This is a genomic window from Limnohabitans sp. 2KL-17 (assembly GCF_003063415.1).
Taxonomy (GTDB): Bacteria; Pseudomonadota; Gammaproteobacteria; order Burkholderiales; family Burkholderiaceae_C; genus Limnohabitans_A.
Genome location: NZ_NESK01000008.1, coordinates 34,902 through 59,455, shown reverse-complemented (window position 1 = coordinate 59,455; position 24,554 = coordinate 34,902). Strand labels below are relative to the sequence as shown.

16 protein-coding genes are annotated in these 24,554 nt (G+C 59.0%); 7 read left to right on the top strand and 9 right to left on the bottom strand.

Going from position 1 to position 24,554, the window contains the following annotated elements:
- Positions 1–32 precede the first annotated feature (32 nt).
- The 3 genes from B9Z45_RS05285 to parC are packed head-to-tail and all read left to right on the top strand — an operon-like array spanning position 33 to position 7,057.
- On the top strand, positions 33–3,749 hold the full coding sequence (locus tag B9Z45_RS05285) for a restriction endonuclease subunit S (protein ID WP_108406187.1): 3,717 nt from the start codon (positions 33–35) through the stop codon (positions 3,747–3,749).
- A 54-nt stretch (positions 3,750–3,803) separates the two neighbouring features.
- Entirely contained in the window at positions 3,804–4,679 is an 876-nt protein-coding gene (locus B9Z45_RS05280; RefSeq protein WP_108406186.1) for a BRO family protein, read from the top strand.
- Positions 4,676–7,057, top strand: coding sequence for a DNA topoisomerase IV subunit A (gene parC / locus B9Z45_RS05275; protein ID WP_108406185.1), 2,382 nt, complete (start codon positions 4,676–4,678; stop codon positions 7,055–7,057). The genes B9Z45_RS05280 and parC overlap by 4 nt, the downstream gene beginning before the upstream one ends.
- 21 nt (positions 7,058–7,078) lie before the next feature.
- Here the strand turns inward: parC and B9Z45_RS05270 are convergent, their stop codons facing one another.
- From B9Z45_RS05270 to B9Z45_RS05250, 5 genes are all read right to left on the bottom strand, one after another.
- On the bottom strand, positions 7,079–7,594 hold the full coding sequence (locus tag B9Z45_RS05270) for a DUF1993 family protein (protein WP_108406184.1): 516 nt from the start codon (positions 7,592–7,594) through the stop codon (positions 7,079–7,081).
- Between the two features lie 41 nt (positions 7,595–7,635).
- A complete protein-coding gene (locus tag B9Z45_RS05265; protein ID WP_108406183.1) occupies positions 7,636–8,094 on the bottom strand; it encodes a RidA family protein in 459 nt (152 codons plus the stop codon).
- A gap of 175 nt (positions 8,095–8,269) precedes the next feature.
- On the bottom strand, positions 8,270–9,178 hold the full coding sequence (locus B9Z45_RS05260; RefSeq protein WP_108406182.1) for a transglutaminase family protein: 909 nt from the start codon (positions 9,176–9,178) through the stop codon (positions 8,270–8,272).
- A 17-nt stretch (positions 9,179–9,195) separates the two neighbouring features.
- A complete protein-coding gene (locus B9Z45_RS05255) occupies positions 9,196–11,901 on the bottom strand; it encodes a circularly permuted type 2 ATP-grasp protein (protein ID WP_108406181.1) in 2,706 nt (901 codons plus the stop codon).
- A 17-nt stretch (positions 11,902–11,918) separates the two neighbouring features.
- Positions 11,919–15,308 carry a DUF2126 domain-containing protein gene (locus tag B9Z45_RS05250; protein WP_108406180.1) on the bottom strand — a complete coding sequence of 1,130 codons (3,390 nt, stop codon included), beginning with the start codon at positions 15,306–15,308 and terminating at the stop codon, positions 11,919–11,921.
- 263 nt (positions 15,309–15,571) lie between these two features.
- Between B9Z45_RS05250 and B9Z45_RS05245 the strand changes: the two genes are divergently transcribed.
- From B9Z45_RS05245 to B9Z45_RS05235, 3 genes are read left to right on the top strand one after another with little or no spacing between them, the layout of a single operon-like run.
- Entirely contained in the window at positions 15,572–18,163 is a 2,592-nt protein-coding gene (locus B9Z45_RS05245; protein ID WP_108406179.1) for a DNA internalization-related competence protein ComEC/Rec2, read from the top strand.
- Between the two features lie 58 nt (positions 18,164–18,221).
- Positions 18,222–19,688, top strand: coding sequence for a circularly permuted type 2 ATP-grasp protein (locus tag B9Z45_RS05240; RefSeq protein WP_108406178.1), 1,467 nt, complete (start codon positions 18,222–18,224; stop codon positions 19,686–19,688).
- Between the two features lie 11 nt (positions 19,689–19,699).
- The gene (locus tag B9Z45_RS05235; RefSeq protein ID WP_108406177.1) at positions 19,700–20,677 is read left to right on the top strand and encodes an alpha-E domain-containing protein; all 978 of its coding nucleotides are present in this window, start codon (positions 19,700–19,702) and stop codon (positions 20,675–20,677) included.
- Position 20,678: 1 nt separating this feature from the next.
- On the opposite strand, the gene xth is transcribed toward B9Z45_RS05235, so the two are convergent.
- From xth to B9Z45_RS05215, 4 genes are read right to left on the bottom strand one after another with little or no spacing between them, the layout of a single operon-like run.
- On the bottom strand, positions 20,679–21,470 hold the full coding sequence (gene xth / locus B9Z45_RS05230; RefSeq protein WP_108406176.1) for an exodeoxyribonuclease III: 792 nt from the start codon (positions 21,468–21,470) through the stop codon (positions 20,679–20,681).
- 22 nt (positions 21,471–21,492) lie between these two features.
- On the bottom strand, positions 21,493–22,068 hold the full coding sequence (locus B9Z45_RS05225; RefSeq protein WP_108406175.1) for a DUF4337 domain-containing protein: 576 nt from the start codon (positions 22,066–22,068) through the stop codon (positions 21,493–21,495).
- 12 nt (positions 22,069–22,080) lie between these two features.
- Positions 22,081–22,569, bottom strand: a complete 489-nt coding sequence (locus B9Z45_RS05220) for a dihydrofolate reductase (protein ID WP_108406174.1) — start codon at positions 22,567–22,569, stop codon at positions 22,081–22,083.
- A 42-nt stretch (positions 22,570–22,611) separates the two neighbouring features.
- Positions 22,612–23,451, bottom strand: a complete 840-nt coding sequence (locus B9Z45_RS05215; RefSeq protein ID WP_108406173.1) for a thymidylate synthase — start codon at positions 23,449–23,451, stop codon at positions 22,612–22,614.
- Positions 23,452–23,746: 295 nt separating this feature from the next.
- On the opposite strand from B9Z45_RS05215, the gene B9Z45_RS05210 reads away from it, so the two are divergent.
- Positions 23,747–24,553 carry a peptidylprolyl isomerase gene (locus tag B9Z45_RS05210; protein ID WP_108406172.1) on the top strand — a complete coding sequence of 269 codons (807 nt, stop codon included), beginning with the start codon at positions 23,747–23,749 and terminating at the stop codon, positions 24,551–24,553.
- The last annotated feature ends 1 nt before the right edge of the window (position 24,554 follow it).

Sequence of the window (24,554 nt, the reverse complement as noted above, 5' to 3'; positions counted from 1 at the left end):
CAGGCAGACGCACCGTCAACACGAAAAACCACATGATCGATGCACAAAATTTCCGCGCCTTGGCCTTGCATTTGGGTTTTTCGGCAGACCCCCAAGAAGTCAGTGACGTTTTGCACAAAATCTATGGTGAAAACGGTGAGGTCATCCGCATTGATTTCAGCAAGCTAAGCATTGATTACCCGAAACTGCATGGTTTCAAGGTCAACCGTGATGACACCTGCAACTTCTCGTCGTCTGAAAACGCAGTGGTTTTGGAATGCGTCCATCGGCTGTTAGAAAAAGGCTACAAGCCCCAGCACATTGAGTTAGAGCCCGAGTGGAAACTGGGGCATGGCGGCAAAAGCGGACGGGCAGACATTTTGGTGCGGGACCAGCAGGGCGCAGCCCTGCTGATCATTGAATGCAAAACCGCTGGGCGTGAATTTGAAAAAGCTTGGAAAGACACGCTTGAAGATGGTGCTCAACTCATCAGCTATGTCGAGCAAGAAAAGGCGACACAGTTTATTTGCCTTTATGCCAGCGAGCTTGATGGCAAAGCGGGCCAAGTCAAAACCAGTCAACGCATCATCAGCGTCAAAGACAACCCGCAAATTTTGCTTGACCAGCCCAAGGCGCAATCGTTCAAAGAGGCCACCAACGCCAAGGAACGTTTCAAAGCCTGGAAAGACACGTACCGCCAAGAGTTCACCGAAGTCGGTATTTTTGAAGACAACATACAGCCTTACCAAATTGGCAAAAGCAAATACACCTTTGCTGACGATACAAGGCCACTGGATGCCAACGACATCAAAGGCAAATACCACCACTTTCGCACCATCTTGCGCAAACACAATGTGTCGCGCCGTGAAAACGCCTTTGAGGTGCTGGTCAATCTCTTCGTCTGCAAAATCGTGGACGAAATGGAGCACCCTGACGACCTGCGGTTTTACTGGAAGGGCATTGCCTACGACAACTACTACGACTTGGTCGACCGTCTGCAAGCCCTTTACAAAACCGGCATGCAACGCTTCTTGGACCAAGACATCGTGTATGTCAGCAATGCCGACATTGATCAAGCCTTTTGGCCAGTTAAGAAAAAACGCAACGCCGTCAAAGACGAAATCAAGCGGCTGTTCCGAGAGCTTAAATTTTTCAAAGGCATGGATTTTGAATTCATCAAAGTTTTTAACCAAACCTACTTTGACCGCAACGCCAAAATCCTGATTGAAATCATCCAAATGTGGCAGGGTTACCGCCTCACTGGCAGCAGCCAAAACCAATTTTTGGGAGACATGTTTGAGTACTTTCTGGACAACGGCATCAAGCAAAGCGAAGGCCAGTTTTTCACCCCTGTGCCCATTTGCAAATTCATTGTGAGCAGTTTGCCGTTGGAGCAACTCATCGCCAACACCAGTGAACCGCTCAAAGTCATTGACTACGCCTGCGGCTCGGGCCACTTTTTGACCGAATACGCGGCCCAATTGCCAGCGCTCTTGCAGGCCCACAAGCAACAGGCCAACACCAGCAAATGGTATGCGGGAATCTATGGCATTGAAAAAGAAGACCGCTTGGCCAAAGTGGCCAAGGTGTCGGCTTTTATGTACGGTTTCAACGACATCCAAATCCTGGATGCAGATGCTTTAGTACGTCACCCCGACATCACCGAAGCAGGCCACGATATTTTGGTGGCCAACCCCCCGTTTGCAGTGGAAGACTTTTTGCAAACCGTGCCCGAAGACCAGCGCGAGCGTTACACCTTGTTGGCCAATGCCAACGACCTAGGCAACAAAAATGTCGAGTGCTTTTTTTTAGAACGGGCGCAGCAACTTTTAAAGCCAGGTGCCGTCATGGGCGTTATCGTGCCCAATTCCATTCCCAGCAACAAAGATGGCATGCATGTGGCCACTCGGCAAATTTTGCTTAAATATTTTGACTTTGTGGCCATCACCGAACTGGGTGGCAGCACCTTTGGCAAGACGGAGACCAAGACCGTTGTGCTTTTTATGCGCCGCAAAAGCCTGCGCCCCGAAGCGGCAGAGCATCTGACTAATCGGGTGCAGGATTACTTTGAAGACTGGGCCACCGAAGCCCAAACTGGCGGCGGTGAATACCAAGACCTGGACACCGTGCGCCAGTACTGTGCTCATATTGGTGTCGCTTTTGACCACTACACCAGCTTGTTGCAAGGCCATCCCAGCGCCGAGTTGCTGGCAACGGACATGTTCAAAGACTATCGCCGTGCTTTTGACGAAGCGACCGACACTAAAAAACGTATCACCAGCAAAGATTTTCAAAAGCAAAGCCCTGAGAGTCAGCAAATAGAACTGACTCAGCGCTTCACGGAGTTTTGCCGTGAGCGCGAGCAAAACAAGTTGTTTTATTACCTCTTGGCCGCCAACAACCCAACACCCGTGCTCTTGATAAAAGGCCCTAGCGACAACAAGTATAAGCAGCAGTTTTTGGGTTACGAATGGACCGGGGGAAAAGGTAAAGAAGGCATACGCTACCTCGATGGTGAGTCTGTGCGTGACATTGCCACGCCTTTGTTTGACCCCAAAGACCGTAACAACCCCAGCAAAATCAGCCATATCATTCGGCAGGCGTTTTCTGGTGAGGTGCTGCAAATCCCGAGTGAATTGCAAGGATACGTGACGCAGGCCCCGCTAGTTGACTTGTTGGAGTTTGGGCGGGTGGAATTTGATGCTGTTCTGTCGTTATCTGTCAAGAGATCGCTGACAGTAGCGAGTCAATGGCCACTAGTCCGCTTAGCCGATATTAGTGAGCTACGGGCTGGTAAATTTGTTTCTGCCAATGCAATAAAACCCGAATTTTTTGAAGGCACTCATCCTTGCTATGGCGGTAATGGCCTGCGTGGCTATGTTGAGTCCTTCACGCATGAAGGCGAATACTCCTTGATCGGTCGTCAAGGCGCACTTTGCGGAAACGTATTTTTTGCAAAAGGAAAATTTCATGCAACAGAGCATGCGGTAGTTGTAATTGCAAACCCAAATGCCCATAAAAAATGGCTTCACTACAAACTCATTTCGCTTGACTTGAATCAGTACGCGACGGGTGTGGCGCAGCCAGGTTTATCAGTTGAACGTTTAAAAGACCTCACTTTTGGGCTCCCACCTTTTAATATCCAGCAAAAAATCGTTGCCGAATGCGAGGCTATCGATCAGTTGGTAAATGCGGCTAAGGCAAAAATTGAACAAGCAAAAAATGAAATCGGCGATGCGATTTCGCATTATTCAAATGGAACTGTAATCAATAAAAAATTGGGTGCTATTTGTGAAATGAATGCGGGTAAATTTGTTTCTGCGTCAGATATTAAGGACGTGCCAGCAACTGATCTTTACCCATGCTACGGTGGAAATGGTCTTCGTGGTTACACAAAAACATTCACACACGAAGGAACCTATCCTTTAATTGGCAGGCAGGGAGCACTTTGCGGAAATGTATGTTTGGTACATGGCAAGTTTCATGCAACAGAACATGCTGTTGTTGTAAATGCATTTGCCCAAGTAGATGCCTTTTGGCTGTATCACAAACTCATGGAGTTGAATCTTAATCAGTATGCAACTGGGCTTGCCCAACCGGGACTGTCTGTTAAACGTTTGGAGGATTTGATGGTCTCAGTTCCTCCTATTGCTGTGCAGCAAAAAATTGCCTCGCAAATCAGGGCAATCGAGCAAACCATCACCGCAGCCCAAGCCACCATTGCTGCTGCTCCCGCGCAAAAGCAGGCAATTTTGCAAAAGTATTTATGAGCAGCAGCCTCAATACCGCTCTTTGAGCACGCATCCACACGCCTTTGCCAAGCCATGACCACATCCCAACCTGTCAAACTGTTTGAGTCCACCCGTGTGCGCTCGCATTGGGACGCCGCGCAGGAGAAGTGGTATTTCTCGGTGGTGGATGTGGTGCAGGTGCTGACAGACAGCATCAACCCCACCGACTACTTGAAAAAACTGCGAAAGCGCGATGCAGCGTTGGGCAGCTACCTGGGGACAAACTGTCCCCAGGTAGCGATGCCCAGTGAGTCGGGGGTCATGCGCAAAACCCTGGCCGCCGATGTGCCCACACTCTTGCGCCTGATCCAGTCCATCCCCTCGCCCAAGGCCGAACCGTTCAAGCGCTGGCTGGCCAAGGTTGGCCATGAACGGATGCAAGAAATTGCAGACCCCGCGCAAAGCCTGGACCGCGCCCGTGAAAACTGGCAAAAATTGGGACGCAGCACCAAGTGGATTCAGCAGCGCATGACGGGGCAAGAAACCCGTAACAAGTTGACCGATTACTGGAAAGAAAGCGGTGTGGAAAAGGCGGATGAATTCGCGCTGCTGACCAACATCATTCATCAAGAATGGACAGGCCTGAGCGTGCAGGCACACAAGTCGCTCAAGTCATTGAAAACACAGAACCTGCGTGACCACATGAGCGAGGCGGAGCTCATTTTTACCGCATTGGCGGAACTGTCCACCCGCCAGATTGCTGAAACCGAAGAAGCCCAAGGCCTGAAACAAAACGCCAAAGCCGGCAAAGAAGGTGGCCGAGTGGCCAAACGCGCCAAAGACGACCTGGAAAAACGCACCGGGCAGAAAGTGGTGACGGGCAGTAACTTTTTGCCGCCCGGCCAATCCATGCCCGCCCAACTGCCAACAACACCTGAACGCAAACCCAAGAACGCGCCCAAAAAATGACCGATTTGCTGACTCCCGAAACTTCAGTGCAACCTGCCGCGCCCGAAGGCGACCACCTGGGTGCCTACGCCCAGCGCGCCTATCTGGAATACGCGCTGTCCGTCGTCAAAGGCCGTGCCTTGCCCGATGTGTGCGACGGCCAAAAGCCGGTGCAGCGGCGCATTTTGTATTCGATGGACCGCATGGGCTTGTCCTACAGCGGCCCGAACAACAACACCGCGGCCAAGCCCGTCAAAAGTGCCCGCGTGGTGGGCGATGTGCTGGGCCGGTACCACCCGCACGGCGACACGGCCGCCTATGACGCGCTGGTGCGCATGGCGCAAGATTTTTCTCAGCGCTACCCGCTGATCGACGGCCAGGGCAACTTTGGCAGCCGCGACGGTGATGGCGCTGCTGCCATGCGTTACACCGAAGCGCGCTTGTCCCGCATCACCAGTTTGCTGCTCGACGAAATCGACATGGGCACGGTGGATTTCATTCCCAACTACGACGGCTCCACCGAAGAGCCACGGCAGTTGCCAGCCCGCTTGCCCTTCACCTTGCTGAACGGCGCCAGTGGCATTGCCGTGGGTCTGGCCACCGAAATCCCCAGCCACAACCTGCGCGAAGTGGCCGACGCCTGCGTGGCCCTGATCAAGAACGACAAGCTGAGCGACAGTGAGTTGCTGGCCATCGTTCCTGGCCCTGATTACCCCGGTGGTGGCCAGATCATCAGCCCCGCCAGCGACATTGCCGATGCATACCGCACCGGCCGTGGCTCACTCAAAGTGCGCGCGCGCTGGAAGATCGAAGAGTTGGCCCGTGGCCAATGGCAGTTGGTGGTGACCGAACTGCCGCAAGGCGTCAGCTCGCAGCGCGTGCTGGAAGAGATAGAAGAACTCACCAACCCCAAGGTCAAAGCCGGTAAAAAAGCACTCAGCACCGACCAGATGCAGCTCAAGGCCAGCATTTTGAATGTGCTCGACGTGGTGCGCGACGAGTCCAGCAAAGACGCTGCCGTGCGTTTGGTGTTCGAGCCCAAAACCAGCCGCATCGAACAGCAAGAACTCATCACCGCCTTGCTGGCCCACACCAGCCTGGAAACCTCTGCGCCGATCAACATGACCTCGGTCGGCATCGATGGCAAGCCCATCCAGAAGTCGCTGCGTCAAATGCTGGTGGAGTGGATCGCTTTTCGCCAGATCACCATCACCCGCCGCAGCCAGCATCGCTTGAACAAGGTGCTCGACCGCATCCACATATTGGAGGGCCGGCAGCTGGTGCTGCTCAACATCGACGAGGTGATCCGCATCATCCGCCACAGCGACGAGCCCAAGCCTGCACTGATCGAGGCTTTCAAGCTCAGCGACCGCCAGGCCGAAGACATTCTTGAAATCCGCCTGCGCCAATTGGCCCGGCTTGAATCCATCAAGATCGAGCAGGAACTCTCCGAATTGCGCAGCGAGCAAGGCAAGCTCGAAGAAATTCTGGCCAGCCCTGCTGCACTGCGCCGCCTGATGGTCAAGGAAATCGAAGCCGATGCCAAAACCTTTGCCGACCCACGCCGCACGCTGATCCAGGAAGAGAAAAAAGCCGTGGCCGAAGTCAAGGTGGTGGACGAGCCCGTGACGGTGGTGGTGTCCGACAAAGGCTGGGTGCGTGCCCGCACCGGCCACGGGCATGACGCCACCAGCTTCGCCTTCAAGGCGGGTGACGTTTTGTACGGCACCTTTGAATGCCGCACGGTGGACACGCTGCTGATCTTCGGCACAGCCAAAAACGGCACGGGCCGCGTTTACAGCGTCCCCGTGGCCACATTGCCAGGCGCCCGCGGCGATGGCCAGCCCATCACGACCCTGATTGAGCTCGAAACCGGGACCCAGCCCGCCCACTACTTTGCCGGCCCAGCCCACGCCGCACTGCTGCTGAGCGGCTCTGGCGGCTATGGCTTCCTGGCCTCGGTCGAGAACATGATTTCGCGCAACAAATCAGGCAAAGCCTTCATCAGCCTGGGCGAGGGCGAAACCGTGTGCCCCCCCAGCCATGTGAGCGGCTCCAGCGCCACGGTACCGGCTGACAAGCCCGGCATGCCCGCTGCCACCAGCGTGTGCTGCGCCAGCACGGGCGGACGCGTGCTGAGCTTTGACATCAGCGAACTCAGAACCATGGAAAAAGGCGGTCGGGGCCTGATGCTCATCGACCTGGAAGCCAAAGACACCTTGGCCGGTGCTGCGGCCTACACCCGCAGCGTGAAGATCGCAGGCATCGGCCGTGGTGGCAAAGAGCGCGAAGAAACGCTCGAAATTCGCAGTCTGAACAACGCCAAAGTGGCGCGGGCCAAAAAGGGTAAGGTGGCAGATCTGGGCTTCAAGCCGACCCGCGTGACGCGGGTGGAATGATGCTGTCCTGCCTGAGGCCGTTCAGCCCTGCGCGCCCATCAGGTAGTCCACTTTGCCCACGTCCACGCCGTTGTGGCGCAGGATGGTGTAAGCCGTCGTGATGTGGAAATACAGGTTGGGCAGCATCCAATGGCACAGGTAGGCCTGGCCGCTCAGGGTGCGGGTTTTACCTGGGCCTGCTGGGAAGGTGATCTCTTTGTCTTCGGTGCCGTCCAGCTTTTCAGCAGGCACGCTGGCAATGAAGGCCAAGGTTTTCTGGATGCGTTCTTGCAATTGGGCCAGCGTGGTTTCGGTGTCCTCAAACTTGGGCGCTTCGATGCCGGACAGGCGGGCCACGCCGTTTTTCACCGCATCGCAGGCGATCAGCACTTGGCGCGTGAACGGAAACATGTCGGGGGCCAATCGGTAGGTGGTCAGTGCCGTGGGGTCGATCTTTTTGGCTTCGACAAATTGCTCGGCCTTGGCCAGGATGTGGCTCAGGTTGGTGAGCATGCGGGTGCTCACGGGCAAACAGGCGCTGGACATGGAAATGGTCATCGGGGATCTCTTTGAAGGTGGATGAAAGGGGTTAAAAAGATTCAGCCGATTTCAGCGATCAGCTCGATCTCGACGCACGCACCCATCGGGATTTGAGCCACACCAAAAGCGCTGCGGGCATGGGCCCCTGCTTGGGGGCCAAACACCTGACCCAGCAGTTCGCTACAGCCGTTGGTCACCAAGTGCTGTTCTGTAAAGTCACCGGTCGAGTTGACCAGGCTCATCACTTTGACAATGCGCTTGATTTTGTTCAGGTCGCCCACGGCGGCATGCAGTGTGCCCATCAGGTCAATGGCGACAGCGCGTGCGGCTTGCTGACCTTCGGCGGTGCTGATGTTCTTGCCCAATTGGCCTGCCCAGACCTTGCCGTCTTTTTTGGCGATGTGGCCAGACAGAAAAACCAGGTTGCCGGTTTGTACGAAGGGCACATAAGCCGCGGCAGGTATGGCCACGGGAGGCAGTTCGATGTGGAGGGATTTCAGTTTGTCGTAAACGCTCATGGCATGTCTCTTGGGTGGGTTGAAAAAGGACTCCCGCAGGGGGCGAGAAAAAAATCTCATCGAATTGTCGCTGAATCCGGGCGCTGGCAGCTGCGTGGCCAGGCGGTTTCTTTCGGCTGCTCTGGTGAGCGGAAAGTGGTTGGGGCCAGTTCAGGCCAGCGTGAGACCAGCGCACCTACGCCAGTGGGGCGACAGTGACCGCCACTTCGAGGGTGTGCGAACCGCCGCCTTGCAACACCCCGCGCAGGGGCGACACATCGGCAAAATCGCGGCCCACAGCCAGTTGCACATAGTCTTCACCCGGACTGGCCAGGCCGCTTCGGTTGTTGGTGGGGTCCAGGTCCAGCCAGCCCTGGCAGGCATGGCTGGCCAGTTCGGGCAGGTACACGGCAGCCCAGGCGTGCGAGGCATCGCTGCCCACCAAACGGGGCTGGCCCGGGGGCGGTTGGGTGAGCAGGTAGCCGCTCACGTAGCGGGCGGGCAGGCCCAGCGAGCGCAGGCAGGCCAGCAGGATGTGGGCAAAGTCCTGGCACACGCCGCGTTTGTTTTCCAGCGCTTCGAGTGCGGGGGTGTTGATGTCGGTGCTTTCTGATTCGTAGCGAAAGTCGCGGTGCATGCGTGCGCTGAGATCTTGCGCCGCTTGCATCAGCGGACGGCCGGGCGTGAAGCTGCTTTGCGCATAGGCCAAGAAAGCTTCGTTCACAGGCGCATGGTGCGATCCAAAAACAAGCCCGCTGTGCACGTCACCCGCATGCCCACCCCGGTAGCGGAAATGCTCGCGCACCGATTCCCAGCTTTGGCTGTTCGTGTTCGTGGCCCCGGTTACAGGGAGGGCCGAGGTGACGATTTCACTGTGTGCCCGGACCACCAGTCCGTCGTGCGGATTCGTCAGCGACCAGTAGGCCCGGTGGTTGAAAAAAGCATCGATGTTGTGATGGACCGAGGCGGCAGGCTCGACGTGCATCCAGTGGCGGATGACTTTTTGGCAAGGCGTTTGTGACGGTTGCAGATGGGCTACATGTTGTGCGGTTTGCACCGACGGGCTGTAACGGTAGCGGGTTTCGTGGGTGATGGCCAGGCGCATGGGTGAGGGACGGTCGGTCAGGCGCCAACGCTGTAACGGGCTTCGCCGCTGTGGGTGAAAAACAGACCGCACAGTTCGTCAGACACCTCGCGGGCCGCAGTCTGGCAATGCTTCAGTGTGGCGTGCAGTGGCAAGCTGCTGTCGGGGGGCGCAGCGTTCTGGAACAGCGGCCACAACGACTCGGGCGACAGGTCAATCAGTTGCGGAACCCGTTCGGCCAGGGGCAAAGTGGCGCCCTCAGCCAGATGGCCCAGGCGCAGCAAGCGTGAACGCAGGGTGTGCGCTACCCAGCCCAGTGATCGCGGGTTGTCGGAGTGCGTCACCAACAAATCGACCAGGGCTTGCGGTGTGCGACTTTGCTGGTACTGGGCGTGAAAACTGATGGTGCTGTCAAACAGGTCGAGCACAGCATCAAACCCGGCCTGCTCACCGAGCAGGCCCAGTTGAACGGACTCGCTCAAGGCCCCAGACAAAAATTCCAGACGCTCGATGTGGCGGCCCATCGAGAGCAGACGCCAGCCGTCGTCGCGGCTCATGCGGTCGGTTTGCGCGCCGGTCAGGGCGGCCAGCATCTGGCTGGTATCGGCCAGCAGACCTCGTACTTGCACCGTATCTTGCGGGCCTTCGCCGAGGTCGCTGGCATTGAAGAAGCGTGACTCTGCCTGCTCCAGCAGCCGCCAGTGTTCGGGCGACAGACGTTCTCGAACCGAAGCAGCCGACAGCCGCACCGAGCGCAAATTGAAACCGACACTGGTGGCAAGCGCCTTGTCCCACAGACCCGCAACCAGTGAGCGCTCGAACACCCGATGCGCTTGCGATGCGGCGGGTACGCCCGCCCTCACCAGACCATGGCGCGTGGCCATGCGGGTGATGAAATCCAGCAGGCAAGGCAGGCGCTGGTTTTCGCTGCCCAGAATTTCCAGGCAGAGCCGCACCAGCCGCAAGGTGTTTTCAGTGCGTTCTGTGTAGCGGCCCATCCAGAACAGATTTTCAGCGGCGCGGCTGGTGACCAGACGCTGGCGTTGCAATGCCGAGTCGCTCCCAGACTGACTTTGACTTTGACTTTGCGATTGGGATTGGGACTGAGACTGAGACTGGGACTGAGACTGAGACTGAGACTGAGAAGGGCTCGTCGATTGCACCCAGACGTCGGCGCTGCTGCCACCGCGCTGCATGGAGGCAATGCCCTCGCGGGTGCCCAGCCTGGCCAGGCCACCGGGCAAAACTTGCCAGCCGCCTTGGGCATCGGCTACGGCAAACACGCGCAGCACCACGGGGCGAGACTGGATGCTGGGTGCACCCCCATCGTGCCCATCGTCCCCGTTTTGTCCAGTTTGCCAGGTGGGTTGGTGTGACAGCGGCAACCACGATTGCAGGGTGTGGGCATCGGGGTCGCGCAAGATGCGCTCGGCCCATTCGTCTTTCTGGCTGCGCGACAAGCGATGGCCCAGCACGGGTTCAAAGCTTTGGCGGTCGGTGTTGTAGGGGTAGGTGGGCTTGATCACGCAGCTGTGAATGCGAGGCAGCACATCTTGCAGGGCCGCCGATTCGCCACACCACCAGCTCGGAATGGCGGGCAGCTGCAGTTCTTCGCCCAGCAAGTCTCGCGCCAGCGCAGGCATGAAACCCAGCAGCGCATTCGATTCGAGAAAACCCGAGCCCGGCGTGTTGGCCACCAGCACGTTGCCGCTGCGCACAGCTTGCAACAGACCTGGCACACCCAGTGTCGAGTCGGCACGCAGCTCCAGCGGGTCAAGCCAGTCGTCGTCGACCCGCTTGAGCAGACCGTGCACGGGTTGCAGGCCTTGCAAGGTTTTCAGGTAAAGCTTTTCGTCGCGCACAGTCAGGTCATTGCCCTGTACCAGGCTCAGGCCCAGATAGCGGGCCAAATAAGCGTGCTCGAAATAGGTTTCGTTGTAGGGTCCGGGTGTGAGCAGGGCAATGTGGGCCGAGGCACCCGCGGGGCTGCGGGCCTTGATGCCATCGATCAGCGTGCTGTAGGTTTCGGCCAGCCGTTGCACCGGTAAAGCCTCGAAGGCTTGCGGAAAAAGCCGTGAAACGATTTGCCTGTTTTCTAGCAAATAACCCAGACCCGATGGCGCTTGTGTGCGCTGCGACAACAGCCACCAGCAACCGTCAGGGCCTCTGGCCAAATCAAACGCAGCCAAAGACAAATAGCGCCCGCCCACCGGTGCGACACCGTGCATGGCGGGCAAGTAGGCTGGGTGGCCTTGCACCAAGGCCGCCGGCAACTGGCCACTGAGCACCAGTTGTTGCGGCCCATAGGCATCGGCCATGATGCGTTCGAGCAGTTCCATGCGCTGCATCACACCAGCTTCGATTTGTTGCCAGTCGACTGGCCCCAACATGAGGGGAAACAGGTCGAGCGACCAGGGGCGTTGCGGCTGGTCAGCGGCGGCATACACGTTGTAGGTGATGCCGTTGTCACGGACTTGCCGCTGCAGGTTGGCCATGCGGGTGTTCAGGTCTGACAACTGACCCTTGCTTTGCGAACCCAAGGGTTCAATGAAGGTTTTCCAGAGGCTACTGATCGACTCGGGACCACCTGATTTTTGACCTGGGGTCTGTGTCTTGATCGAGGGGGTGAGCTCTCCCCGCAGCTCGTCCCAATGCCCGGCAGGGGCGCGCTCTTGCTGAAGCTGGAGCCATGTCATGGCTTCGGCTTCGAGCGCGCTGTCCTGGTGGGGCGAGGAATCATTCATCAAACCATTGTCGCTGATCAGACCCGCCTCAGATCGAGCGTGTACGGGAACTCCGGGCTGGCGTACAGCGTGGCGTTGGGGCCGAGTGCGGCCAGCTTGCGCATGTCGCCCGGGGTATGCCCCATCCGGAAAAAGCGCGCCAGTCGCCGGCTTTCTGCCTCGTACGCGTTGACCGGAAAGCTGTCGTAGCTGCGGCCCCCCGGGTGCACCACGTGGTACTGGCAACCCCCCAGCGAGCGCTTCATCCAGGTGTCCACCAGGTCCACCGTGAGCGGGGCGTGCATGCCAATGCTGGGGTGCAATGACGAGGGCGGGTTCCAGGCCTTGAAGCGCACGCTGGCCACGTAGTTGCCCACCACGCCAGTCGGTTGCAGGGGCAGGGGTTTGCCGTTCACGGTGACGGTGTGGCGTGAGGGGTTCATGCCGGACACATGCACCTCGATGCGTTCCAGGGACGAGTCCACATAGCGGGCGGTTCCACCCGCACCACTTTCTTCGCCCATCACGTGCCAGGGCTCCAGCGCGTTGCGCAGCGTCAGCACCGTGCCATCCACGCGCACTTCGCCCACCCTCGGAAAGCGGAACTCGAAATGCGGTGCGAACCAGCTTGGGTCGAAATGGAAACCCGCATCGCCCAGTTCGGTCAGCACATCGTCAAAGTCCTTGTGGATCCAGTGCGGCAGCATGAACCGGTCGTGCAACTCTGTGCCCCAACGCGTCACGGGTGCCGAATAGGGCTCGTCCCAAAATCGGGCCACCAGCGCACGCAACAAGAGTTGCTGCACGATGCTCATGCGGGCGTGGGGCGGCATCTCGAAGGCGCGCAGCTCCAGCAGACCCAGGCGCCCGGTCGAGGAATCAGGCGAGTACATCTTGTCAATACAGAACTCGCTGCGGTGGGTGTTGCCAGTGACGTCCACCAAAATGTTGCGCAGGGTTCGGTCAACCACCCAGGGGGCCATGTCGGCGCCCAATTTTTGCCGGTTTTTAACGATCTCGCGCAAGGCGATTTCCAGCTCATAGACCTGGTCATTGCGCGCTTCGTCCACGCGCGGGGCCTGGCTGGTCGGGCCGATGAACATGCCGCTGAACAAATAGCTCAAGCTCGGGTGGTTGTGCCAATAAAGGATCAGGCTGGCCAACAACTCGGGGCGGCGCAAGAACGGGCTGTTCTCGGGTGTGGCACCCCCCAGCACGAAGTGGTTGCCGCCTCCTGTGCCGGTGTGACGGCCATCGGTCATGAACTTTTCAGCCGACAGGCGGGTTTCAAACGCCGCCTGGTAGAGGAATTCGGTGTGATCAACCAGCTCTTTCCAGTTGTGGGCTGGGTGGATGTTGACCTCGATCACCCCAGGGTCAGGCGTGACTTGCAGCAGCTTGAGGCGCGGGTCGCGTGGCGGCGGGTAGCCCTCCATGACGATTTTCATGCCCAGTGTTCTGGCGGTGGCTTCGACGGCGCTGACCAGTGCCAGATAGTCCTCCAGCTTGGCCAGTGGCGGCATGAAAACGTAGAGGACACCGGATGCTTGGCCTTGGTTTTGTGCCTCGGCTTCGGCCATGGGGCCATTGGCTCGGCGCGGGTCGCGCACTTCCACGCACAAGGCTGTGCGCACAACAGTCGGGTCGGACTCGAATTTGGCGGCTGGTTGGGCAGCCGGTGTTGCCGGCTTGCCGGAGCTCGAGCGCGGTTGCAAGGTCACTGGGGCAGCAGGCAATGCGTTGCGCGGCGAAAACGGGTCCTGCTCGATCATGTGCCAGCGTTCGGTCGGTGCTGCCCATGGCAGGGAATCCAGTGGCAAGCGCCAGCCCATGGCCGAGTCGCCGGGCATCAGGTACATGCGTTCGTCGCGCAAAAACCAGCGGCCGGTTTTCCAGGTACTGGTTTGCGGGTTGTCGGTGTCGACAGGCTGCAGCGGCAAGACATAGCCCACAACCTGTGACAGCCCTTGGCTGAAGATGCGGCGCAAGCGAATACGTTCCATCTCGTCGTCCAGCCGGGCGTCAAACGGGTCCACGTTCACGGGCAGGCGGCGTTCACGCCAAAGGTAATACCAAGTGTCTTCGTAACCAGGCAGCACCGTGTCGTCCGGCAGGCCCAATTGGGCAGTCAGTTCTTGCATGAAGCGCAGGGCGTCGTCAGGGGTGCAGTGGCTGGCTTCGCGCTCGTCCGCAAACACGGCGGGGTCTTGCCAGCACGGCTTGCCATCGGCGCGCCAATAAATGCTGAGTGCCCAGCGCGGCAGTTGTTCGCCCGGGTACCACTTGCCCTGGCCAAAATGCAAAAAACCACCTTGACTGTATTGCTGGCGCAGCTTGTGCACCAACTCGGTGGCCAAGCCCCGTTTGGTAGGGCCCAAGGCGTCGGTGTTCCATTCGGCGCCGTCCCGGTCTTGCGTGGACACAAAGGTGGGCTCGCCCCCCATGGTCAGGCGCACATCTTGCGCCACCAGTTGCGCGTCGACCTGTTCGCCCAGTGTCAGCACATCGGCCCATTGCTCGTCGCTGTAGGGGCGGGTCACACGGGGCGATTCGTGGATGCGCGTCACGCTCATTTCGTGCTGAAACTCGACCTCGGCCTGGTCCATCGCGCCTTCGATGGGGGCGGCCGCAGAGGGCCTGGGCGTACAGGCCAGCGGAATATGGCCTTCGCCCGCCAGCAGGCCCGATGTGGGGTCAAGCCCCACCCAGCCTGCGCCGGGTAAATAGACCTCGCACCAGGCGTGCAGATCGGTGAAGTCGACTTCGGTGCCGCTGGGACCGTCGAGCGATTTGACATCGGGGGCCAACTGGATCAGGTAGCCCGAGACGAAGCGGGCCGCCATGTTCATGTGGCGAAACAGTTGAACCAACAGCCAGGCCGAATCGCGGCAGGAGCCGCTTTTCAGAGTCAGAGTTTCCTCTGCCGTTTGCACGCCCGGCGCCATGCGGATGGTGTAACTGATGTCCTGGTGCAGGCGCTGGTTGACTTGCACCAAAAAATCGATGGTGCGCTGGCGCTTGCGGTCCATGCTGGCCAGGTATTTTTTGAACAGCGGGGTTTTGCTGTCTTTGTCCAGATAGGACTGCAGCTCTTCCTTGAGGGTGTCCGAATACTTGAAAGGCACCTCTTCGGCCGAGGGCTCGAGAAAAAAATCAAAAGGGTTGAACACGGCCATTTCGGTGACCACATCCACCGTCACCTTGAAGGCGGTGGTTTTGCCAGGAAAGACCAGTCGCGCCTGGTAATTGGCAAAGGCATCTTGCTGCCAGTTGATGAAATGTTCTGCGGGCTCGACCTTGAGGCTGTAAGAAAGGATGCGGCTGCGGCTGTGCGGGGCAGGGCGCAAGCGGATGACTTGGGGCCCGAGTTGCACCGAGCGGTCATATTCGTAGTGGGTAACGTGGTGCAGGGCAACTTGTATCGACATATCTTTAATTGCGCAACAGGGGCTGCACGCATGACAAATGCAGCTTGGGCCTTCTAAACTAGCAAGACACGCGCCAGGATGCGGTCAAGAACAGTCACTTGAAGTGATGGATGGCCCGCCCCCTACAAAAGAGCGCCGAATTGACAGTTCACAAAATCAGCCAAATCAGGGAGGCTGTCCATGAAGCGAAGCTGCACGCAGGGTGACTGGCGGGCGTGTGCCTGTGCCGAGCAAGGCCAGTGGCCGGTGTTTCCATGAGGTCGATGGCCAGCATGGGTTGGGCCCGGGGTTTGGGGCTGGGCTTGCTGGCTTGGTGCGCGGGTGTGGCACTGCAGTTGCAGCAAGAGGCGCTTGGGTCTGCCATGGGCTATGCGGTCATGCTGGCCTTGTCGTTGGTTTTTGGGCTGCTGCTGCGCCGAATGGCCAAGCCTGCTTGGCTGGGCGCCACGGCCTGGTGCCTGGTTTGGGCCGCTGCGTCTTTTGCCTTCACCGGACTGCACGCACACACCCGGTCGGCCGCCATTGACCCTGCGCTGGAGGGCCAGGACCTGGATGTGGTTGGCGTGGTGCAGGCCATGCCGCAGCGCCAAGATTTGGGCTGGCGCTTTCGCTTCCAGGTCGAGCAAGCCTGGCGAGTCGATAAAACCGGTATGGCCCACGTGGTGAACCTGCCCACCTCTTTGCCCTCGCAGGTGTATTTGGGCTGGTATGGGCAGGACGGCACGCACGACAGCGGCTGGAACACATCCCCCTTGCCCGAGCCCGTCAAGGCCGGTGAGCGCTGGCGCTTGCGGGTGCGCCTGAAGGCGCCGCACGGCAACATGAACCCACGGGGTTTTGACTACGAGTTGTGGTTGTGGGAGCAGGGCATTCGCGCCACGGGCTATGTGCGCTCGGGTGCCAAAGACCCAGCACCGGTGCGGCTTGCGTCCACATGGGCGCACCCGATCGAGGCCTGGCGCCAGTCGGTGCGGGACCGGTTGTTGACCCATTTGTCTGGCGCAGGGGCCGTCTCGGACCCGGACGCCGCCAGACTGGCAGGCATTGTGGCGGCTCTGGTCACGGGCGATCAGGCCGCGATTGACCGCAGCGACTGGGATGTGTTCAGAGCCACAGGCGTGGCGCATTTGATGAGCATTTCGGGTTTGCACGTGACCATGTTCGCCTGGCTGGCTTCGGGGCTGGTGGCCTGGTGCTGGCGCCAATCGGCCTTGTGGGGTTTTGCGGGGGCTTTGCGCTGGCCAGCAGCCCATGTGGGGGCTTTCTCAGGTTGGGGGTTGGCAGGGTTTTATGCCTTGTTCAGCGGCTGGGGTGTGCCCGCCCAGCGCACGCTTTGGATGCTCGCAGTGGTGGTCTTGCTCAAGGTGTCGGCCCGCCATTGGCATGGCGCGCTGGTCTGGTTGCTGGCGGGCTCGGTGGTGCTTGCGTGGGACCCTTGGGCTTTGCTGCAGCCAGGTTTCTGGTTGAGTTTTGTGGCGGTCGGGGTGTTGATGGCATCGGGCTCGCATCGCCAAGCCCAAGGGCCCGACGCACCAGAACGGGCTGAGGGCGATGCACCGGCATGGCGCGTAGGCAGCCTGCGCTTGTCATTGATGCACCGACTGGGTGCGCACAGTTTTCAGGGCAGTGGTCATGCAGTCCTGCACAAAAGTCTGGCTTTGTTGCGCGAGCAGGCCACGGTCACTTTGGCTTTGGCACCCTTGACGCTGCTGTTTTTTGGCCAGGTGTCTTTGGTGGGGTTGTTGGCCAATTTGCTGGCGATTCCCTGGGTGACCCTGGTGGTCACCCCCTTGGCCATGCTGGGGGTGGTTTGGTCTGGCGCATGGGTGTTGGCGGCCTGGGCTTTGCAGCCCATGAGCAGCTTTCTGGCTTGGCTGGCGGCCTGGCCGATGGCCAGTGTGTCGACAGCCATTGCACCCTGGGGTCTTGCGGTGCTGGCGCTGCTGGGTGCAGTGGGCCTGGTGCTCAAAGTACCGCTGTCCTGGAAGCTGCTGTGCCTGCCGCTTCTGTGGCCCGTGTTGTTCTGGACGCCTGCGCGTCCTGCTGCTGGCGCGTTTGAACTGCTGGCCGCGGATGTGGGGCAGGGCAATGCGGTGTTGGTGCGCACGGCCACCCACAGCTTGCTGTACGACACAGGGCCGCGCTATTCGGCCGAAAGCGATGCCGGGCATCGGGTGCTGGTGCCTTTGCTGGCGCAGATGGGCGAGCGCATCGATGTCCTGATGCTCAGCCACCGTGACAGCGACCACACGGGGGGCGCAGCGGCGGTGCTGGCCATGCAGCCCCAAGCGGTTTTGTGGTCGTCGCTGGAAGACGAGCACGTTTTGCACCGACTGCGGCCAGGCTGGACACGTTGCCAAGCCGGGCAATCCTGGGCGTGGGACGGCGTGTTGTTCGAGGTGCTGCATCCGCCGGCCCCAATCGCTGCACAAGCCGGTGAGCCGGACTCCAAAGGGCCCAAACCCAATGCGGTCAGTTGCGTCTTGCGCATCAGCAACAGCCAAACCTCGGCTTTGCTGGCGGGTGACATCGAGGCTCCCCAAGAACAGGCCTTGGTGCAACAGGGACTGGTTCCGGTTGATCTGCTTTTGGTGCCTCACCACGGCAGCAAGACGTCTTCAACGCTGGCCTTTTTGCAGGCGCTTGAGCCCAAGCTGGCGCTGGTGCAGGCGGGTTATCGCAACCGCTATGCGCATCCGGCCGAGACAGTGGTGGCGCGCTACCGCCAACAGGGTATCGTGTTGGTGGAGTCCATCCATTGCGGTGCGGCATTGTGGCAAAGCCAGACGCCCGGGCGCGTGCAGTGCGAGCGGGTGCTGGCCAAGCGTTATTGGCACCACGTCATTCCTCCTTGAAGCCCGACGGTCGGGATGGGTATGCATCTTGCTAAAGAATTAACAGGAGTGAAGAGCCATGCGTCAATTCGATGAGATGTACAGCCGCTTGCCTGCTGCAGGCGATACCGGTGAAGTCAGAGACCATTACCTGGCCTATGCCCGCTGGTTGCAAGCACAAGACAGCCAGACCATGGCGGCTCGCCGCGAAGAGGCCGAGATGATCTTTCGCCGGGTGGGCATCACCTTTGCCGTTTATGGCGAGCTGGACGAAGACAACAACAAGGACGAAGGGGGCACCGAGCGCCTGATCCCCTTTGACTTGATCCCCCGCGTCATTGCAGCCCAGGAGTGGAAAAGCATGGAAGCGGGCCTGGTGCAACGCGTGACGGCCCTGAACCGTTTCATTCACGATGTTTACCACGACCAAGAGATCCTGCGCGCCGGTGTCGTCCCACGCGAACAGATCGAGAACAACGCCCAGTTCCGCCCTGAAATGGTGGGGGTGGACGTGCCCAACAACATTTACTCGCACATCAGCGGCGTTGACATCGTGCGTGCTGCCGACGCGCAAGGCCATGGCGAGTACTACGTGCTTGAAGACAATTTGCGCGTGCCCAGTGGCGTGAGCTACATGCTCGAAGACCGCAAGATGATGATGCGGCTGTTCCCCGAGCTGTTCAGTCAGCACCGCGTGGCCCCGGTGGCGCATTACCCCGACTTGCTGCTGGAAACCCTTCGCGCCAGCAGTCCAGCCACCACGGCAGAACCCACGGTGGTGGTGCTCACGCCCGGCATGTACAACAGCGCTTATTTCGAGCATGCTTTTTTAGCGCAGCAAATGGGTGTGGAACTGGTGGAAGGACAAGACCTGTTCGTGAAAGACAAGTTTGTCTACATGCGCACCACGCGAGGCCCCAAGCGCGTAGACGTGATCTACCGCCGGGTCGACGACGATTTTCTTGACCCGAATGTGTTCCGTCCCAGCTCTACCCTGGGTTGCGCGGGCCTGATGGAGGCCTACAAAGCCGGTCATGTGGCGATTTGCAATGCGGTGGGCACAGGCGTGGCCGACGACAAGTCGATCTACCCCTACGTGCCCGACATGATCAAGTTCTATCTGGGCGAGGAGCCGATCCTCAAAAACGTGCCCACCTTCATGTGCCGCAAGCCCGATGACCTGAAGTACACCCTGGCCAACCTGAAAGACCTGGTGGTCAAAGAAGTGCACGGTGCAGGGGGCTACGGCATGCTCGTTGGCCCTGCGGCCACCCAGGCAGAGATCGAGCGCTTTCGGGCCGCCTTGCTGGCCAACCCCGAGGGCTACATCGCGCAACCCACACTCAGCTTGTCAAGTTGTCCCACGTTTGTGGACAGCGGCATCGCGCCGCGCCACGTCGACCTGCGCCCCTTTGTGCTGAGTGGCCGCACCGTGCAGATGGTGCCCGGCGGGCTGACCCGCGTGGCGTTGAAAGAAGGCTCCTTGGTGGTGAACAGCAGCCAGGGCGGCGGCACCAAAGACACCTGGATATTGCAAGACCAATAAGGGAGACGCACATGCTTTCAAGAACCGCCGACCACCTGTTCTGGATGTCCCGCTACATGGAGCGGGCTGAGAACACCGCCCGCATGCTGAATGTGAGTTACGAAACCTCACTGCTGCCCCAGTCCGCTGCAGCGGTTGAAGCAGGCTGGGAAGGCATTTTGTCCATCAGCGAGTTGCTGCCTTCTTACCTTGCGCTGTACAAAACCATCAACCCCCGAGAAGTGATGGCCTTCATGGTCAAGGACTCGGACAACCCCTCGTCCATCATCTCGTGCTTGCGTGCTGCGCGGGAAAATGCCCGCGCCGTGCGGGGCACCCTGACCACCGAGGTCTGGGAGACGCAAAACCAGACCTGGCTGGAAGTCAACCGCATGCTCAAAAGCGGTGAATTCGAGCGCGACCCGGGGCAGTTTTTTGAATGGGTGAAATTCCGCTCCCACTTGTCACGCGGGGTGACGGTGGGCACCATGCTGATGGACGAGTCGCTTTACTTCATGCGCATGGGCACCTTCTTAGAGCGGGCCGACAACACGGCGCGGCTGGTGGATGTGAAGTTCCATGCCATGCAAAACGACTTTTTCGGGGCGCCCAACTACAGCGGCGCCGAAGCTGAGGTCACGCAGGAATACGACTTCTACCACTGGAGCGCGATCTTGCGCAGCGTCAGTGGTTTCGAGGTTTACCGCAAGGTGTACCGCGATGTGATCCGCCCCGAGCGGGTGGCCGAACTGCTGATCCTTCGCCCCGACATGCCCCGCTCATTGCATGCCAGTCTGAACGAGGTCTTGTCAAATTTGAAGCTGGTCTCGCACGACCCCGACAGCGACACCTTGCGCCACGCAGGGCGCTTGCGTGCGGAGCTGGCCTTTGGCCGCATTGACGAGATTTTGGCCACCGGCCTGCACGCTTACCTCACGCAATTTCTGGAGCGCGTGAACGTGCTGGGTGGCCGCATCAGCCGGGAATTCTTGATGCCGCAGGCGGCCTGAGTCATGTCAGCGTCAGCACCACGGGGGCGTGGTCGCTGGGGCGCTCGTTTTTTCGGGGTGACCGATCGACCACGCAGCTGGTGGCGCGGGTCTTGAGCGGCTCGGAAATCAAAATGTGGTCGATCCGCAGGCCCCGGTTGCGGCGAAACGCAAACTCGCGGTAATCCCACCAGCTGTAACTTTTTTCGGGCTGCTCAAACAGCCTGAAACTGTCTGTCAGGCCCAGCCCAACCAGGGCTTGCAGCTTTTCCCTCTCGGCATCGGTGCAATGAATGGTGCCGGCCAATCCGACCGGGTCCCACATGTCGAGTTCGTCAAAGGTGATGTTGTAGTCACCCAGCAGCACCAGGTTGGGGTGCTTTTGCATCTCGCTGCCCACCCAATCACGCAGGGCATCCAGCCAGCGCATTTTGTAGACAAACTTGTCACTTTCGGGCGCCTGGCCATTGGGAAAATAGGCGCCAATCACCCGCACTTGGCCGCCCGCACCGTCGGGGTAGGTTGCCCCGATCACGCGCGACATGTCGTCTTCAAAACCGGGGATGTTTTTGACCACATCAGTGCCCGCTGCACTTGAGATCAGGGCCACGCCGTTGTAGGTCTTCTGGCCGAACCATTGCGCCTGGTAACCCGCTTCGGTGAACGCGGCGAGGGGGAACTTGTCGTCGGTGAGCTTGAGCTCTTGCAGGGCCAGCACATCCACGCCGCCTTCGGCTTTTTGCGCGGCCAGCCAGTCCAGCACCTGAGGCAGGCGCACCGACAAAGAGTTCACATTCCAGGTGGCAATTTTCATGAGGGTTTAAAAAATAAAACGATCAAATGTGGAAGGCGGCCAGGCCACCGACCACGACACCGATGGCACCCGCACCGTACATCACATACTCAAGCCACTTTTTGCGGGTCAGCAGGGCAATGGCTGCCATGGCAATGGCCACTTGCAATACGGTGGTGCCCTGGGCCCAGCGGTGGTGCAAATGCATTTGCGAATCCGACTGTTCATCCCATGACTTGGATTCGGCTTCGAGTTTTTCTGCAGCCACCTTGATCTCGGATTTCTCACTCTTGTAGCGCTTGATTTCATCGGTGTAGAAATCTTTTTTGGCTGCAGGTGCCAACTCCAAAGCCAACTCACTCAGGTTTTGCTTGCTGCTCTTGGCCTGGTAGTAGTTCCATTGGTTGGAGGCTTCGGTTTTCTTGATGGCTGCGTTGTTTTTGTAAAGGCCCGCGTTGGCTTGTGTGGCCCCACCCATGTAGCCAAAGAGTGCGCCCACCGTGGCAATGATGGCAGTGAACAGGGCGATGCTGCTGGTGTGCCCATCGCCGTGTCCTTGAGTGGCATGCTCCAACTCGTGATCGTGCGGACCGTGAACGTGAAAACCGTGTCCTGACATGTTGAAGTCTCTCTATAAATGGTGTTGGTAGGTCACAAATGAAAAGCCCATGCCGTTGGCGGCCGTATGGCTTTCGCGTTGAACTTCGTGCCAGCCAGCGCCCAACTCGGGTGCAAAGGCATCGCCTTCAAAATCCTGCTCGATTTCGGTGACCACTGCGGTGCTGGCCCGGGCTGCTGCCTGGGCGTAAATTTCTGCGCCGCCAATCACCCAGGCATCGGCGTTGGACGGGCACAGGGCCATGGCTTCATCGACAGAGCTGGCTCTGAGGGCGCCTTCGGCGTACCAATCGGCCTGACGTGTCACCACGATGTTGAGCCGACCCGGCAAGGGCCTGAATTTGGGGGGCAGAGAATCCCAGGTCTTGCGGCCCATGATGACCGGCTGGCCCAGCGTGGTGCGCTTGAAGTGCGCCAGGTCTTCTGGCAAATGCCAGGGCAGGGTGTTGTTCGCACCAATCACGCCGTTTCGGGCGCGTGCATAAATCAGGTGAAGTTTCATTCGGGCTGGCCCAAAGGCCCATGCGGTTTCAGATCCACAGGTTCAGACCGCCACCGGTGCCTTGATGGCGGGGTGACATTCGTAGGCCAGCATTTCAAAATCTTCGTAGGCGTAATCAAAAATGGAAGCTGGACGGCGTTTGATGTTGAGCGTGGGATAGGCCATGGGCGCACGGCTCAGTTGCAGTTCCACCTGCTCATGGTGGTTGCTGTAAATGTGGCAGTCACCACCCGTCCAGATGAAGTCGCCCACGTCCATGTCGCACTGCTGGGCCACCATGTGGGTCAACAAAGCGTAGCTGGCAATGTTGAAGGGGACGCCCAGAAAAATGTCGGCGCTGCGCTGGTAAAGCTGGCAGCTGAGTTTGGCTTTTTCACCCAGATTTTGCGGCGGGGCCACATAGAACTGAAAGAAAGCGTGGCAGGGCATCAGGGCCATCTTGTCGAGTTCGGCCACGTTCCAGGCGCTCACGATGATGCGGCGCGAATCGGGGTTGGTTTTGAGCGTCTTCATCACATCGCTGATCTGGTCGATGTGGCCGCCGCCCGGGGTGGGCCAGCTGCGCCACTGCACGCCATAAACGGGGCCGAGCGAGCCATCTTCACGCGCCCATTCATCCCAGATGGAGCAGCCGCGTTCTTGCAGCCATTTCACGTTGCTGTCGCCGCGCAAAAACCACAACAACTCGACGATGATGGCCTTCAAAAAAACCTTCTTGGTGGTCACCAGCGGAAAGCCCTCGTTCAGGTCAAAGCGCATCTGGTGGCCAAACACACTGCGTGTGCCGGTCCCCGTGCGGTCGCCTTTTTGCACGCCTGTGCTGTACACGTGGCGCATGAAGTCTTCGTACTGGCTGCGGATGGGGCGGGCAGGGGTGTTCATGGGGCGCAAGTTTAAGCCAAGCGCATTCCAAACAGTCACCCTGGAGCGCTTGTCGGCTCGACATTGTTAACATTCTTGCTGGAATCGGTCGCCTGTAACCCAAAAGAAAACATGTCCAGTCAACGCCTATTGTTTGACTGGCAACCGGTTTCGAAGTGGGTGTCCGTTGACCTATCATGAACAGACTGACAACCCGTTTCGACAACTGGCTGATTGCGCCCACCGAGCATCGGTCCGCATTGTCAAAAAGCCTTGGTAGCCTTTGCCTGGGTTCAATCAATTTCTGGAGTGAGTCATGAAGTTTCAATCAAAGTGGGCAGTTTCCGCGTTGGGTCTGGCCTTGTCTTTGTGTTTTGCCGGTGCAGCATTTTCTGCCGATGCGCCCCTTGCCGTGGTCAACGGGGTAAGCATTCCAGCCCGACTGATGGCACGCAACATCGAAGCCAATGTGGCCCAGGGCCAAAAAGACACGCCTGAACTGCGTGCCGCCTTGCGGCAAGAATTCATAGCCCGTGAGTTGATGGTGCAAGAGGCCCAAAAGCGTGGCCTCGACAAGTTGCCTGCCACCCAGGATGCGCTGCAGGGCTTGCGCCAAAACCTGATGATCGAATTGCTTTTGAACGACGAATTCACCAAAAACCCGGTCACCGAGGCCGAACTCAAATCTGAATACGAACGGCAGGTCAAGGCCCTGAAGTCTGCGGGTGATCTCCAGCAGTTTCAGATCTCGAGCATTGTTTTGGCCTCCGAGGCCGATGCCCGCAGTGTCATGACGGCTGTGCGTTCAGGGCAGGCCTTTGATGGGCTGGCCAAGGACCGGTCGATGGACCCGAGCAAAGACAAAGGCGGTGAGTTGGGCTGGTTCTTGCCTGATCAGATCGCCCCGGCGATTTCGAATGTGGTGGTCAATCTGGCCGCCGGTGCCGTCTCGGCAGCGCCGATTCAGGTAGGCCCTTACTGGCATGTGGTCAAGTTGCTCGCCAAACGCCCCTACCAGGTGCCTGGCTTTGAAGAGAGCAAAAACCAGCTGCAAACCGCCGTGGTCCAGAACCGCCGCATGGCCTTGCTCAAGAAACTGAGCGATGCGGCTGTTGTGAAGTGAA